The organism is Amycolatopsis sp. NPDC003731, from assembly GCF_053586895.1.
Window position 1 is genome coordinate 75,018 of sequence record NZ_JBSFNC010000010.1, and the last position, 14,416, is coordinate 89,433.

Annotated in this window: 13 protein-coding genes; 7 read left to right on the forward strand and 6 right to left on the reverse strand. The window is 73.5% G+C overall.

Annotated elements, in window-relative coordinates:
- Positions 1–90 precede the first annotated feature (90 nt).
- Positions 91–1,542, reverse strand: coding sequence for a MocR-like pyridoxine biosynthesis transcription factor PdxR (gene pdxR, locus ACWDN5_RS06720; RefSeq protein ID WP_449675042.1), 1,452 nt, complete (start codon positions 1,540–1,542; stop codon positions 91–93).
- Positions 1,543–1,570: 28 nt separating this feature from the next.
- On the opposite strand from pdxR, the gene ACWDN5_RS06725 reads away from it, so the two are divergent.
- Positions 1,571–2,353, forward strand: coding sequence for an L-histidine N(alpha)-methyltransferase (locus ACWDN5_RS06725; RefSeq protein WP_449675044.1), 783 nt, complete (start codon positions 1,571–1,573; stop codon positions 2,351–2,353).
- 88 nt (positions 2,354–2,441) lie between these two features.
- On the opposite strand, the gene ACWDN5_RS06730 is transcribed toward ACWDN5_RS06725, so the two are convergent.
- Positions 2,442–5,687, reverse strand: a complete 3,246-nt coding sequence (locus ACWDN5_RS06730; protein ID WP_449675046.1) for a tetratricopeptide repeat protein — start codon at positions 5,685–5,687, stop codon at positions 2,442–2,444.
- 240 nt (positions 5,688–5,927) lie between these two features.
- Positions 5,928–6,656, reverse strand: a complete 729-nt coding sequence (locus tag ACWDN5_RS06735) for an alpha/beta fold hydrolase (protein ID WP_310974402.1) — start codon at positions 6,654–6,656, stop codon at positions 5,928–5,930.
- A gap of 47 nt (positions 6,657–6,703) precedes the next feature.
- Between ACWDN5_RS06735 and ACWDN5_RS06740 the strand changes: the two genes are divergently transcribed.
- From ACWDN5_RS06740 to ACWDN5_RS06750, 3 genes are all read left to right on the forward strand, one after another.
- Positions 6,704–7,957 (forward strand): cytochrome P450, encoded by a 1,254-nt coding sequence (locus ACWDN5_RS06740; protein ID WP_449675048.1) that lies wholly within the window; start codon positions 6,704–6,706, stop codon positions 7,955–7,957.
- Entirely contained in the window at positions 7,957–8,850 is an 894-nt protein-coding gene (locus ACWDN5_RS06745; RefSeq protein ID WP_310974404.1) for a LysR family transcriptional regulator, read from the forward strand. The genes ACWDN5_RS06740 and ACWDN5_RS06745 overlap by 1 nt, the downstream gene beginning before the upstream one ends.
- Positions 8,851–8,942: 92 nt before the next feature.
- Positions 8,943–9,689 carry an SDR family NAD(P)-dependent oxidoreductase gene (locus tag ACWDN5_RS06750; RefSeq protein WP_449675050.1) on the forward strand — a complete coding sequence of 249 codons (747 nt, stop codon included), beginning with the start codon at positions 8,943–8,945 and terminating at the stop codon, positions 9,687–9,689.
- Between the two features lie 16 nt (positions 9,690–9,705).
- On the opposite strand, the gene ACWDN5_RS06755 is transcribed toward ACWDN5_RS06750, so the two are convergent.
- Together ACWDN5_RS06755 and ACWDN5_RS06760 are read right to left on the reverse strand one after the other, a co-directional pair.
- Positions 9,706–10,518, reverse strand: a complete 813-nt coding sequence (locus ACWDN5_RS06755) for a carbon-nitrogen hydrolase family protein (protein WP_449675052.1) — start codon at positions 10,516–10,518, stop codon at positions 9,706–9,708.
- Complete coding sequence (locus ACWDN5_RS06760) at positions 10,515–11,294, reverse strand: DUF1295 domain-containing protein (protein ID WP_449675054.1); 780 nt, start codon at positions 11,292–11,294, stop codon at positions 10,515–10,517. The genes ACWDN5_RS06755 and ACWDN5_RS06760 overlap by 4 nt, the downstream gene beginning before the upstream one ends.
- Positions 11,295–11,324: 30 nt before the next feature.
- On the opposite strand from ACWDN5_RS06760, the gene ACWDN5_RS06765 reads away from it, so the two are divergent.
- Entirely contained in the window at positions 11,325–12,536 is a 1,212-nt protein-coding gene (locus ACWDN5_RS06765; protein WP_449675056.1) for a threonine synthase, read from the forward strand.
- Here ACWDN5_RS06765 and ACWDN5_RS06770 read toward each other — a convergent pair.
- Positions 12,533–12,886, reverse strand: a complete 354-nt coding sequence (locus tag ACWDN5_RS06770; protein ID WP_449675057.1) for an arsenate reductase family protein — start codon at positions 12,884–12,886, stop codon at positions 12,533–12,535. The genes ACWDN5_RS06765 and ACWDN5_RS06770 overlap by 4 nt on opposite strands.
- 53 nt (positions 12,887–12,939) lie before the next feature.
- Here ACWDN5_RS06770 and ACWDN5_RS06775 point away from each other — a divergent pair, with 53 nt between their 5' ends.
- The gene (locus ACWDN5_RS06775) at positions 12,940–13,533 is read left to right on the forward strand and encodes a TetR/AcrR family transcriptional regulator (protein ID WP_449675059.1); all 594 of its coding nucleotides are present in this window, start codon (positions 12,940–12,942) and stop codon (positions 13,531–13,533) included.
- The gene (locus ACWDN5_RS06780) at positions 13,530–14,153 is read left to right on the forward strand and encodes an enoyl-CoA hydratase/isomerase family protein (protein WP_449675061.1); all 624 of its coding nucleotides are present in this window, start codon (positions 13,530–13,532) and stop codon (positions 14,151–14,153) included. Before ACWDN5_RS06775 ends, ACWDN5_RS06780 begins: the two co-directional genes overlap by 4 nt.
- The last annotated feature ends 263 nt before the right edge of the window (positions 14,154–14,416 follow it).

Genomic DNA, 14,416 nt, shown 5'->3' on the forward strand with positions numbered 1-14,416 from the left:
CCCTTAGCTAGGCTAAGCAAGTTGCTTGCGTATGGCAACCAACCGGGCGAAATGCATGGGAGAGCATGATCACAGCCGCTTGACTGTCCTTTAGGGACCCTTTACCAGAGTGCCCAGAACGGCCACGCCTTCCTCGATCTCCGACGCCGTCCGCGCCGCATACCCCAGGACCAGGCCCGGCCGCCCCGGGAGCTGCCGGTGCCACGACAGCGGCTGGACCTTCACCCCCTCCGCCAGCGCGGCCGCCGCCACCGCGACGTCGTCCACGTCAGCGTCGAAGGTCACCGTCAGGTGCAGGCCCGCGGCCGCGCCGTGGACGACGGCCGAGGGCAGCGACGCCGACAGAGCCCGGATCATCGCGTCCCGCCGACGCCGGTGCCGCCCCCGCACCACCCGCAGCTGCCGCTCCAGCTCGCCGGTCTCCATCAAGCGCGCCAGGACCAGCTGGGCCAGCACCGGATTGCCCAGGTCCGCGAACCGCTTCGCCGCCACGAGATCGGCGAAGAACCGCGGCGGCGCCAGCAGCCAGCCCACCCGCAACGCCGGCGCCAGCAGCTTCGACACGCTGCCCATGTAGCAGACCTCCGGCACCATCGACCGGACCGCCGGCACCGGCGCCCGGTCGTAGCGGTGCTCGGCGTCGTAGTCGTCTTCGAGGACGATGCCGCCGGAAGCCGCCCAGCGCATCAGCTCACGACGGCGCTCGCCGCCCAGCACCACGCCCATCGGGAACTGGTGCGCCGGTGTCAGCAGCACCGCCGGCGCCGTCAACGCCGAGACGCGCAGGCCGTCGTCGTCGACCGGGACCGGCGGCGTCGCCAGGCCGCAGTGGTGCAGGTGCTGCCGCGCCCCCAGCGAACTCGGGTCCTCGACGGCCACCGAAGTCACGCCGTGCTGCCGCAGCACCTCGCCGACCAGCGTCAACGCCTGCGCGACCCCGGCCACCACGATGATCTCGCCCGGATCGACCCGGATCCCGCGGTTGCGGGCCAGCCAGCGCGACACCGCCAGCCGCATCGAGGGTGCGCCGCGCGGGTCGCCGTAGCCGAAGTGGGACGGCTCCAGCTCGTCCAGCACCGCCCGCTCCGCCCGCAGCCACGCCGCCCGCGGGAACGCCGTCAGGTCCGGGACGCCCGGGCTGAGGTCGATCCGGGCCGGGGTCGCGCGGACCGCGTCGAAGACCTCCACGCCCGGCGAAGCCGTGATCACGTCCGAGGAGAGGCGGTCCGGCGAAGGGGACGGCGGCAGGACGGGCGCGGCGACGATGACCGTGCCCGCCCGGCCGCGGCCCGCGGCGTGGCCGTCGTCGATCAGCCGCTGGTAGGCCTCGGTGACCACCCCCCGCGAGACGCGCAGGTCGGCGGCCAGCACCCGGGACGCGGGCAGCCGTCCGCCCACCGGCAACCGGCCGTCGGCGACCGCGGAACGCAGCTGCCCGGCGAGCCAGTCCGCGAGCCCGCCCGGCGGCGCCGACCGGACGTCCAGCTGGAGGAAGTCCGAACCTATGGCCCCCTCCGAGGGCGCTGTTTTGGCTCTGTCCATCGGACCATTGTCGCAGCACGCTGGAGGCATGGACACCGCTTACGTGCACGGATACACCGAACCCGAAGCCCGCCGCCTCGGCGACCAGGCCGACACCCTCGCCGACCTCCTGCACGCCGGGACGGCCTACCCCGCCGGCAGCCGCGTGCTCGAAGCCGGCTGCGGGGTCGGCGCCCAGACCGTCCACCTCGCGGCCCGCAGCCCGGACGCGCACCTGACCGCGGTCGACGTCTCCGCAGCGTCCCTGCGCCAGGCCCGGACCCGGGTCGAGGGCGTCGACTTCCGGCAGGCCGACCTGTTCGACCTCGACGGCGAATACGACCACGTCTTCGTCTGCTTCGTCCTCGAACACCTGCCGGAGCCGGAGAAGGCCCTCGCGCACCTGAAGACGCTGCTGCGCCCCGGCGGCACGATCACCGTGATCGAGGGCGACCACGGCTCGGCGTTCTTCCACCCGCGCAGCGAGCACGCCCAGGCCGCCATCGACTGCCTGATCCGGCTCCAGGCCGACGCCGGCGGCGACGCGCTCATCGGCCGCCGCCTCCACCCGCTGCTGACCGGCGCCGGGTTCGGCGACGTCAAGGTCGAACCGCGGACGGTCTACGCCGACGCCTCGCGGCCCGGCCTGGTCACCGGCTTCACCCGCGACACTTTCACCGCGATGGTCGACGGCGTCGGCGAAACGGCCGTCAGCCGCGGGCTGATCACCCAGGGCCGCTGGGACCGGGGCGTCGCCGACCTGCACCGGACGACCCGCGAAGACGGCACCTTCCACTACACGTTCTTCAAGGCCACCGGGAGCAGGCCGTGAAGCCCCGGGCCCGGCTCGCGGGCAGCACCGACGTCGTCGACCGGGACCTCCAGCGGCTCGAAGCCGACCTGGCCGCCCGCGAACCCGATCACCGCGCGACGCGCTCCAGGGCCGTCAGGTGGTTCCGGACCCGGATCGCGCCGGGCACGCATTCCCCGGCGTAGCAGGCCAGCGCCCGCTCCCACTGCGAGCGGGCGGCCTCCGCGTCACCGAGTCCACTGTGGACTTCGCCGAGCCCGCAGTGGGCCCGGCCCTGTTCCGGACGGCAGCCCGTTTCCTTCGCCACGGCCAGGGCTTCACGGTGGTACCGCAACGCGTCCGCGGTGGCGCCGCGCGCGGCGGAGAGGCTGCCGAGGCTGTTGAGGACGCGGGATTCCACGCCCCGATCGCCGCATTCGCGGGCCAGGCTCAGCGCTTCTTCGAGGTGCTGGGCCGCTTCCGAGTGCCGCCCCTGCGCCAGGCGGACGTCGCCCAGGTGCTTCAGCGAGATGCAGCGGTTGGGCGGGCTTCCCGTCTCCTGCGCGATTTCCAGGGCCCGTTCCAGGTGTTCCGCGGCTTCGGCGTACCGGCCGCGTGCGTGCTCGATGTCGCCGAGGATGCTCAGGGCGTACCCCTCGCTCACCCGGACGCCCATCGCGCGCAGGTGCGTCAGCCCTTCTTCCAGGGCCTGGACGGCTTCGTCGTGCCGGCCCAGCGCAGACAGCGCGTCGCCCAGGTTGACCAGCGCGTAGCCCTCGCTGGTGCGGTCGGCGATGTCGCGCGCCAGGGCGAGGGCCTCTTCCAGGTAGCCGATGGCTTCGCCGTAGCGGCCGATGCCGCGGCTGGAACAGCCGAGCACCACCAGGACCAGGCCTTCGCTGGTGCGGTCGCCCGTCTTCCGCGCCAGGGCGAGGGCCTCGGTCGAGTACCGGATCCCGTCGGCGAACCGGCCCAGCGCGCGGCACACGAGCCCCAGGGTGTTGACCGAGTGGATTTCGGTGCGCCAGTCGCCGGTTTCCCGGGCCAGGACGAGCGCCTCCTCCAGGTACCGCAGGGCCTCCGGCGACCGGCCGACCCGCCAGTGGCCCAGCGCGATCAGGATGAGCGGCTCGGCCTCGGCGGCCCGGTCGCCGGTGTGGTGGGCCAGCGCCGACGCGTGCGTGTGCAGCACCAGCGCTTCCTCGTGGTAGCCGCCGACGTCGAGGTAGTGCCACAGGATCCCGGACAGCAGCCGGAGGTGCTCCGGCCAGCCGTGCCGGGTCGCGTGCGCGGCGACCGCCAGGAGGTTGCGCCGCTCGGCCTCCAGCCACGCCGGCGCGTCGAGCACCTTGATCTCCGGGTCGGGCACGCGCGGCCGCAGGTGCCGTTCCTGCGGCAGGACGACGTCCATCGCCTGCCCGGCCGAGGTGACGTAGAAGTCGAACAGCCGTTGTTGCGCCTCGTGGCTCTCCTCGGCGTCCTCGGCCGCGAGCTCGGCCGCGTAGACGCGCAGCAGGTCGTGCAGCTGGACGCGGTCGTCGCCGGTCTGCTGGGCGAGGTGGGCGCGCACCAGGGTGCCCGCCAGCCTTTCGGCCTCCGGCAAGGGGACGCCGGCGAGTGCGGCCAGCGCGGGCGGCGTCAGGTCGCGGCCCGGGTGCAGGCCGCAGAGCCGGAACACGCGCGCCGCGTCGGGCGCGAGGTTGCGGTAGGACCACGAGAACACCGCGCGGACCGCGGTCAGCTCGTCACCGCCGCCGTCGAGCAGGTCGAGCCGGCGCCGTTCGTCGGCCAGCTCGGCCGCGAGCGCGGCGAGCCGCTCCCCCGGCCGGCTCAGCGCCAGCTCGGCGACCAGCCGCAGAGCCAGCGGCAGCCGCGCCGCGTACCCGATCAGCGCCGCGGTGGCCTCCGGTTCGTCGTCGACGCGCCGGCCGAGCAGCGCGCGCAGCAGATCGCGGGCCTCGGTCTCGGTGAGCAGGTCGACGAGCACGCGGCGGGCGCCGTGGCGGGCGACCAGCCCGGGCAGCGCGTCCCGGCTGGTCACCAGCACCAGGCAGGTCGGCGAGCCGGGCAGCAGCGGGCGGACCTGCCCGACCGCGTTGGCGTTGTCCAGCACCAGCAGCATCCGCCGCCCGGTGAGCGCGGTCCGGAACTTCGCGGCGCGCTCGTCCGGCTCGGCGGGGATGTCCGCGCCGTCGACGCCGAGGGCACGCAGGAAGCCCGACAGCGCGTCGCCCGGGTCCACCGGCCGGACCGTGCCGTAGCCGTGCAGGTCGAGGTAGAGCTGGCCGTCCGGGAACTCCGCGGGCACGCGCTGGGCCCAGCGGACCGCGAGCGCGGTCTTGCCGACCCCGCCGGTGCCGGAGAGGACGGCGATGCGCGCGCCGGTGTCGCCTTCGTCGCGCCGCAGCAGCGCGTCCAGCTCGGCCAGCTGCGCGGCGCGGCCGCGGAACCCGGGGACGTCGGCGGGTAGCTGGGCCGGCACCCGCGCGGGCGGCTCCGGAGCGGCGAAGTCCTGCCGCAGCACCTGCTGGTGGGCCGCCCGCAGCTCGGGACCGGGTTCCAGGCCGAGCTCACCGGCCAGGCGCCGGCGCACCTCGTCGAAGACGTCCAGGGCGGCGGCCTGGCGCCCGGATGCGGCGAGGGCCAGCATCAGCTTGGCGTGCGCGGACTCGTTCAGCGGCTCCTCGGCGGTCAGCACCCGCAGCTGCACCGCCGCGTCTTCGGGGTCGGCGTCCGCGGCGTAGGCCAGCACGGCCTTCGCGCGCCGCATCGCCAGCGCGAGCCGGGCGGGGTGCTGGCGCAGCCGTTCGACGTCGGCGAGCGCCGGGCCGCGCCAGAGTTCCAGGGCCTCCTTCAGGGCGTCCCGTTCCAGCAGCGCTTCGAAACGCAGCAGGTCGAGCTCGTCCTCGCCGACGGCCAGCCGGTAGCCGCCCTTGTCCGTGGCGATCAGGTCGGCGGGCCGCAGCGCCCGCCGCAGCCGGGCGACGTAGGTGTGGAGCAGCTCCAGGCACGTCGACGGCGGCTCGTCCCAGATGACGTCGACGAGGTCCTCGCGCCGGACCGTCCGGTTCGGTTGCAGGGCCAGCAGCGCCAGCAGGAGTCGCTGCTTCTCCGCGCCGATCTCCACGGCCTCGGCGCCGCGCGTCACCGTCAGCGGGCCCAGCACGCCGAGCCGCACGGGTTCCGGCGGGGCTTCGGCCAGCGCTTCCCGCAGCTTGCGGGCCGTCTCCGGCCGGGGCCGCCGGACGCTGCCCAGCTCGGCGTTGCGCACCGCGCGCAGGCTCAACCCCGCACGCTCGGCGAGCTGGGCCTGGGTGAGACCGGCGAGCGCACGCCGGTCGCGCAGCCATCCGGCGAACGACGGGCCTTCGTCCACAGGCGTCCTCTCCTGCGTCCCCCGAGCGGAACGTACCTCTCCAGCATCACGATCGTGCCGCCCGAGATGTACCACCGATCGGCGAAGATAACCGTTTCCGCAGGTACGGACCGTGACGACGGCGCGGAGCGGGAGTACAGGCGCTCGTCCACCGCGCTTTCCTAGGCTTTTCGCGTCCGATGGTGGCGAGGGGTTGGCGGAGCAGCCGTCGAGTGGGGTACGACGGCTGCACCCGCTCCTTCAGACGCCGAAGCGCTCGAGCAGGGCCCGCACGGCGGCCGGGTCCTCGACGTGGGCGTTGTGCCCGAGACCGGCGAGCGTGACGGCGCCGGGATCGAGCGCCCGCAGCTGCTCCGGACGGCTCATCGGGTCGTTTTCCCCCGCGGCGAGCACGACCGGGCAGCGCGCCCCGGCCAGCAGGGCCGGCATGTCCGGCGCGCCGAGGCCGAACGCGGCCGGGTCCATCGCGAGGCGCCAACCTCCCTCGGTCTCGCGAAGCCCGGCCGGGTCGGCCGGCGCGATCCCGAGCAGCCCGGACACCTTCAGGTACGCCTGATCGGCCTCCTCCTGCGTCGCGAACACCCGCGGCGGCCGGGCCGCGAACGACGCCGCGCGGTTCAGGTCGTCCTGGCTCCACTCGACCTTGACGCCGAGGGCCAGCACGCCGGCCACCTCGACGTCGTGGCGATCGGACGCCAGTTCCAGCGCGAGCACCCCGCCGAGCGAATGCCCGGCGACGATCAGCGGCCCGCCGTCCGGCAGCGCCCGCGCGACCGCTTCGGCGAGCGTGGCGAAGCTGTAGTGCGGCAGTGGTGCGGACGGGCCGTGGCCGGGCAGGTCGGGCACCAGGACGCGCCGGTCGAGCTGGACGGCGAGGTGGTTCCAGACGGCGCCGGTCGCGCCGAGGCCGTGCAGCAGGAGGACGGCCGGTTCGCCCTTGCCGCCGATGCGCATGTTGAGCGTGTCCATCTGCGCAGCCTCCCAAATTGTCGGTGGCCGCGGCTAGGGTCGGGCCCGTGACGATCACCGATCCGGACACCTACGTGCGAGGGGTCCCGTACGACGAGCTGGCGCGGCTGCGGCGCGCCGGCCCGGTGGTGCGCGTCGACGACTTCTGGGCCGTGCTCGGGCACGCCGAGGTGCGGCGGGTGCTGCGCGACCCGGGAGTGTTCTCCTCGCAGCTGGGCGGGACGCAGATCCGGGACGCGGCCGACCTCGCGTACGTGCGCCGGATGATGCTGAACATGGACCCGCCGGAGCACGGCCGGCTGCGCGGACTGCTCACCAAGGCGTTCACCCCGCGGGCGATCGCGAAGCTGACCTCGCGGATCGAGGCCTGGGCGCGGGACCTCGTCGACGCGGTCGCCTCCGAAGGCCGGTGCGACTTCGCCGCGGTGGCGGCCGATCTCCCGCTGCTGACGCTGGCCGAGGTGTTCGGCGTGCCGGAGCAGGACCGGCGGCTGATGTACGACTGGAGCAATCGCGTGATCGGCTACCAGGACGCCGAGTACGCGGTGAGCTCGACGGTTTCCGCATCCGAAGTGAGCGAGCTGGCCCGGGCCGCGCTCGCCGTCCGGCCGTCGCCGGGGCCGGACGGGTCGATGCCCGATCCGCGGACGCGCGCGGGCATGCCGGATCTCTACGCGTACGCGAACGCTTTGGGCGAGTACAAGCGTTCGCACCCGGGCGACGACGTGATGAGCAACCTGATGCAGCACGTCGGGGCCGACGGCGGCCGCGTCTCGCTCGCCGAGTTCGAGAACCTGTTCTGGCTGTTTTCCGTCGCGGGCAACGAAACCCTCCGCAACGGCCTGCCGGGCGGGCTGCTCGCGCTCCTCTCGCACCCCGCGGAATACCGCCGCCTGCTGGCCGACCGCTCGCTGCTGCCCTCGGCGGTCGAAGAGATGCTGCGGTGGTGGACGCCGGTCATGCACTTCCGGCGCACGGCCGTCACCGACGTCCGATTGTCCGATGTGGACATTGCCGCCGGGGACAAGGTGGTGGTCTGGTTCTCGGCGGCCAACCGGGATCCCGCGGTGTTCCCGGAGCCGGACACGTTCGACATCGGCCGGACCCTGAACGACCACCTGACCTTCGGCCACGGTCCGCACTTCTGCCTCGGCGCGCACCTCGCGCGGGTGCAGCTGCGGGCGATGTTCGAAGCGGTGCTCGACCGGCTCGGCCAGGTTTCCCTGGCGGGACCGCCCGTGCGGCTGCGGTCGAACTTCCAGAACGGCCTCAAGTCGCTGCCGATCCGGTGGGCCGCCTGATGGAGATCCGGGAGCTGCGGGCGTTCGTCGCGGTCGTCGAGGCGGGCGCGATGTCGAAGGCGGCCCGGCAGCTGCACGTGAGCCAGCCGGCGCTGTCCCAGACGATCACGGCCCTCGAACGGCGGCTCGGCGTCCGGCTGCTGGTGCGCACCAGCACCGGCGTGCAGGTCACCGACGCCGGGACGACGCTGCTCGGCGAGGCCCGCGCCGTGCTGGCGCGCCACGACCAGGCCCTCGCGGCCATGGCCCGGCACACCGCGGACGGCGGCGGCGTGCTGCGCGTCGGCGTCCCGCTGGAACTGCCGCCGGAGCTGTTGCCGGCGGCGCTCGCGCGGCTGCCGGACACGCGGGTGCAGGCGCGGCACCTGTCGTCGGTGGCGCAGGTGGCGGCGCTGCGGGCCGGCGAGCTGGACGTCGGGCTGGTCCGCGAGCGCCCGCCCGGGCCCGACCTGGACGCGACGCTCGTGGTGACCGAGGACGTCGGTGTCCTGCTGGCCACCGAGGTCGCCGAGAAGCTGGGCGCACCGGTCCGGCTGGAGGACCTGGCCGGGCTGGAGTGGTTCGCCTTCCCGCGCGCGGGCAGCCCGGCCTGGTACGACGAGCTGGCCGCGATCCTGCGCAGTCACGGCCTCGACGTCGGGCCGGAGGTGCCGGAGGAGCAGCGGCTGATCGTCGAGCTGAAGATCCCGGCGGTCAGCGCGGGCGGGGCGTACGCGTTCGCGCCGCCCGAGTGGCCCTACCCGCTGCCGGACACGGTCCGGTGGGTGCCGCTGGCCGGCACGCCGATCGTCCGGCGGACCTGGGCCGTGTGGCCGGCGGCGTCGCGGCGGCGGGACGTCGCCGAGTTCGTCGCGGCGCTGGAAGACCATCGGCGGAACGGATCGGAGGTATAAGGAGGGCCGAACACGCAGCCGGAAGTCCTTCCGGGCGGTCTCGCTTGAACCCTGCGACCGGGGAAACACCCGGGTTGCGGAGGAGCTGAACGATGACTGCAGAACTGTCCGGGTCGACCGCACTGGTGACCGGCGGCACGAGCGGGATCGGCCGCGCGACGGCCGCCGCGCTGGCCGGGCTCGGCGCGCACGTGGTGCTGTCCGGCCGGGACGCCGGGCGCGGCGCCGAAGCCGTCGAGACCATCCGCGCGGCGGGCGGGAAAGCCGACTTCGTCGCGGCCGACCTCGTCGACGCCGCGTCGGCGCGCGCCCTCGCGGACCGGGCGCGGGAGCTGGCCGGGCCGATCGACGTGCTGGTCAACAACGCCGGGATCTTCCCGACCGGACCGACCGGGTCCTTCGCCGAGGCGGACTTCGACGCGGTCTTCACGACGAACGTGAAGGTGCCGTTCTTCCTCGTCGCCGCGCTGGGGCCGGAGATGGCGGCGCGCGGCCACGGCACGATCGTGAACGTGTCCACGATGGTCGCGGTGCGCGGCATGGCGGGCATGGCGGTGTACGGCGCGTCGAAGTCGGCGATCGAGCTGATGACGAAGGCGTGGGCGGCGGAGTTCGGGCCGTCGGGCGTGCGCGTCAACGCGGTCAGCCCGGGCCCGACCCGCACCGAAGGCACGGCGGTCTTCGGCGACGGCCTGGACGAGCTGGCGGCCGCGGGCCCGGCCGGGCGCGTGGCGGCCCCGGAGGAGATCGCGGCGGCGATCGCGTTCCTGGCGGCGGGCGACGCGAGCTTCGTCCAGGGCGCGATCCTCCCGGTGGACGGCGGCCGGCTGGCGGTGTGAGTCCCGCAGGACGGCGTCATTTCAGGAAGGTGACGCCGTCCTGGGGTCGCTCGTCGACCGTCAGCGAGAAGACGTCCGGCCGCGCGTAGTGGCCCGAGACGTCGAGGCTGTGCCGCGCGGCCACGATCTCGGCCAGGTCGATCTCCGCCGTGATCAGGCCTTCGGTGCCGCGCAACGGGCCCGCCAGGACGTCCCCCAGCGGGCCGACGATCACGCTGCCGCCGCGGAACGGGTCGTCGCCCGTGGTTTCGTACGGGCACGCCGAAACCACGAAACACCGGCCCTCGTCGGCGATGTGGCGCATCGACGCCTGCCAGACGTCGCGGTCGTCCGCTGTCGGGGCGCACCAGATTTCGACGCCCTTCGCGTACATCGCGGCCCGCAGCAGGGGCATGTGGTTCTCCCAGCAGATCGCCGCGCCGGCGCGGCCCGCCGCCGTCGGGACGACCGGGAGCATCGAGCCGTCGCCGCGGCCCCAGACCAGGCGTTCGCGGGCGGTCGGGACCAGCTTGCGGTGTCGGGCCACCAGGCCGAGTGCCGGGTCGAGGAAAACGACCGTGCTGTACAGGGTCGAGCCGTCGCGCTCGATGACGCCCACCACCAGGCTCGCGCCGGTCCGCGCCGCGAGCCCGGCCAGCTCGGCGACTTCGGGGCCGGGCACCGTCACGGCCGCGTGGAAGTACTCCACGAACGGCGTCCGGCCCGGGTAGCCGCCGAGCACGGCCTCGGGCAGCACCACCAGGTCGGCGCCCCGGATCTCGTCCTCGAACGCCAGGACCCGCTCGAGCGGGACGCCGGTCGCGATCTGCAGCGCGGCGACGACCGTCATCCGCGGACCGGCCACGGGACCACGGCCGACGTCCGCCGCTGGTAGTCCGCGTATTCGGGGTACCGCGACTTCGTGATGCTCTCGGTGAACCGCGTCGAGCCCACGAACAGCAGCGTCAGCAGGACCGCACCGACGACTGTCCACTGCAGACCGCCGGCGACGACGCCGAACGCGGCGATCGCCCACCACTGCGCCTGCTCGAAGAAGAAGTTCGGGTGCCGCGAATAGCGGAACAGCCCGTCCTGCAGGAACCGCGTCGGCGCCCGCCCGGCGTGCTTCTCGCGGTGGAACGCCCATTGCTGCTGGTCGGCGACCGTCTCCCCGACCAGGAAGGCGGCGAAGATCAGCGCGACGACGACGTCCGCGGCCCCGAAGCCGCCGGGGTGCTCCAGCGCGGTCAGGGCGGGGAGCGTGATCAGCAGGAGGATCACGTTCTGATACAGCGAGATGAAGAAGAAGTTGAACAGCTGGAACTGCCACGGCGCCATCCGCTCGCGCAGCACGGCCCACCGGTAGTCCTCACCGCCGGGCGCGTACCCGCCCTTGCGGGCGAAGTTGAAGGTCAGCCGCGCGCCCCACAGCGCGACCAGCGCGAACATCACGTCCAGCCGCGCGTCGGCGAACCCGGCGGCACCGGCGAAGATCCCCACGTAGGCCACCGGCACGATCGACCAGATCCGGTCGACCCAGGAGTACTCCCTGGTCAGCACCGAGACCACCCAGGTACCGAGCGTCACCCCGGCGAAGACGTACAGGCACACCCGCAGCGCGTCCATGTGCTCACTTTAGGACCTAGGATCGGCGTTGTGCCGTACTCGTTCCTCAGCCACCTCGAGTGCTCGCGGACCGGCGACCGCCTGGACGCCGACGCCGTCCAAGGCCTGTCCCCGGCGGGCGCGCCGCTGCTCGCGCGCTACGACCTCGACGGGGTCCGCGAAGCCGTGACGCCGAAGGAGATCGCCGGGCGCGAGCCGACGCTGTGGCGCTACCACGAGGTGCTGCCGGTGCGCTCGGCCGAGCATGTCGTCAGCCTCGGCGAAGGCATGACGCCGTTGCTGCGGCTGCCGCGCTACGGCCGTGAGCTGGGGCTGTCACGCTTGTGGATGAAGGACGAAGGCCTGGTCCCGACCGGCACGTTCAAGGCGCGCGGCGCCGCGGTCGGCGTCTCGCGGGCGGCCGAGCTGGGTGTGCGCGGGATCGCGATGCCGACGAACGGCAACGCCGGCGCGGCGTGGGCGTTGTACGCGGCGCGCGCGGGGTTGTCGAGCCTGGTCGCGATGCCGGACGACGCCCCGGCGATCACCATGCGCGAGTGCGTCGCGGCGGGCGCCGAGCTGTACCGGGTGGACGGTCTCATCGGCGACGCGGGCAAGCTCGTCGCCGCGGCGGTCGGGCGGCGACCCGGCGTGCAGGACGTCTCGACGCTGAAGGAGCCGTACCGCATCGAGGGCAAGAAGACGATGGGGTACGAGATCGCCGAGCAGTTCGGCTGGCGGCTGCCCGACGTCATCCTCTACCCCACCGGCGGCGGCGTCGGCATCATCGGGATCTACAAGGCGCTGCTGGAAATGCGGGAACTGGGCTGGGTTTCCGGGCCGCTGCCCCGGCTCGTCGCCGTGCAGGCCACCGGGTGCGCGCCGATCGTCACGGCGTTTTCGCGCGGTGAGCGGGAAAGCACGCCGTTCCCGGACGCCCGCACGGTCGCCTTCGGCATCACGGTCCCCAAGGCGCTGGGCGACTTCCTCGTGCTCGACGCCGTGTACGCGACCGGCGGCACCGCGATCGCCGTCACCGACGAAGAGCTTCTCAAGGCGCAACGGGACCTGACGTCGTACGAAGGCACCTTCGTCTGTCCGGAGGGCGGAGCGTGCTTCGCCGCGCTGAGGCACCTACGCGAGTCGGGGTGGCTCGAGGGCGGCGAAGACGTCGTCGTGCTCAACACCGGCGCCGGGATCAAGTACCCGGAGACAGTGCCCCTGGACGTCCCGCTCCTGTCGACGACCGACGCGATTCCTTAGAGGACCGACCGCACGGTCTCGGGATCGCGGGCGACGACCGTCGTGCCGTCGTCGGCCGTAATGATCGGCCGCTGGATCAGCTTCGGGTGCGTGGCGAGCGCGGCGATCCACTTCGGCCGGTCCGCGGGGGTGCGGCCCCAGGTCTTGAGGCCGAGTTCCTTCGCGACGGGCTCGGCGGTGCGCGTGATGTCCCACGGTTCCAGGCCGAGGCGCTTCAGGACGGCTTCGAGCTCGGCGGCCGTCGGCGGATCCTCGAGGTAGCGGCGCACGGTGTATTCGGCGCCGGCCTCGTCGAGCATCGACACCGCGGACCGGCACTTCGAGCAAGCCGGGTTGATCCAGATCTCCACGGCGGCAGCCTACCGCCCTGGTTTTGGAGCGCGTGCTCTGTTACGGTCGCGGCATGCCCCGCCCCCGCGTCCACGACCTCGACGCGCTCCTCGACGTCGCCGAGCGGCTCGTCGCCTCCTCGACGGAGGTGACGGTCCGTGGCCTGGCGGCGGCCGCGGGCGTCCCGAACGGGACGATTTACCACGCGTTCGGGTCGCTCAGTGCAGTGAAAGCCCAGGTCTGGCTACGCGCGGCCACGGCGTTCCTCGACCTTCAGACGTCCCGGGTGGATCAGGCTCCTTCGCCGGTGGAGGCGGTCGTCGCGGCCGCGGACACGCCGGCGGAGTTCGCGTTGTTGCGCCCCGACGGCGCGCGGATGCTGCTGTCGGTGCGCGGCGACCGGCTGTTCGGGCCGGAGCTGCCCGACGAGCTGGCGGAGGCCCTGCACGCGGTGGACAAGCGCCTGGTCGCGCTGCTGGTGCGGCTGGCCCGGCAGCTGTGGGACCGCGGGGACGGGCTGGCCGTCGACGTGATCACGACGTGCGTCGTCGACCTGCCGACGGCGTTCTTCCGGCGTGACATCACCGATCAGCTGGTGCGGGAAAGGCTGGCCGCCGCGGTGCGGGCCGTGCTGACCGTGCCCCCTCGAGAAAAGGACCGACCGTGACCGTTTCCGTATTTGACCTGGGCGCCGGCGAAAACCGGTTCTCCCCGGACTGGCTCCAGCGCGTGCATTCCTTTTTGGACGGCGTCGAAGGCCCCTTGGTGACGACCGGCAGCGGCAAGTTCTATTCGAACGGCCTGGACCTCGAATGGCTGACGGCGAACGGTGACCGGGCATCGGAGTACGTCGCGGAGGTCCAGGAGCTGTTCGCGCGGGTGCTGACCCTGCCGGTCCCGACGGTGGCGGCGATCAACGGCCACGCGTTCGGCGCGGGCGCAATGCTGGCGATGGCCCACGACTTCCGCGTGATGCGCAGCGACCGGGGTTATTTCTGCTTCCCGGAGGCGGACATCAACATCCCGTTCACCCCGGGCATGGCGGCGCTGATCCAGGGAAAACTGACCCCCTCGGCGGCGATCGCCTCGATGACGACCGGCCGCCGCTTCGGCGGACCGGCGGCAGCGGAGATCGGACTGGTGGACGAGGTCGCGACCGAGGGTGACGTGCTGAAGGTGGCCCAGGAGCGGGTGGAGCAGCTGGCGGGCAAGGACCGCGGAACGCTGGGCGCGATCAAGGCAACGATGTTCGCCCCGGCTGTGGCGGCTCTCCGGGCGGCGGGGTAGGCCTCCGGCCCCCGGTATCCAGCTTACCGGGGGCCACCGACAATTTCGGCCGGTCGGCGGCGCGAGCCGCTGCAGAGGCAGCGGAGGCGGCAGCGGCGGCGGCAGCAGCGGCGGGAGCAGCGGGAGCTGCCGCGGCGGCAGCAGCGGCGGCGGGAGCAGCAGAGCAAGCGGCGGCAGCAGCGGCGGCGGGAGCAGCAGAGCAAGCGGCGGCAGCAGCGGCGGCGGGAGCAGCAGAGCAAGCGGCGGCAGCAGCGGCGGCGGGA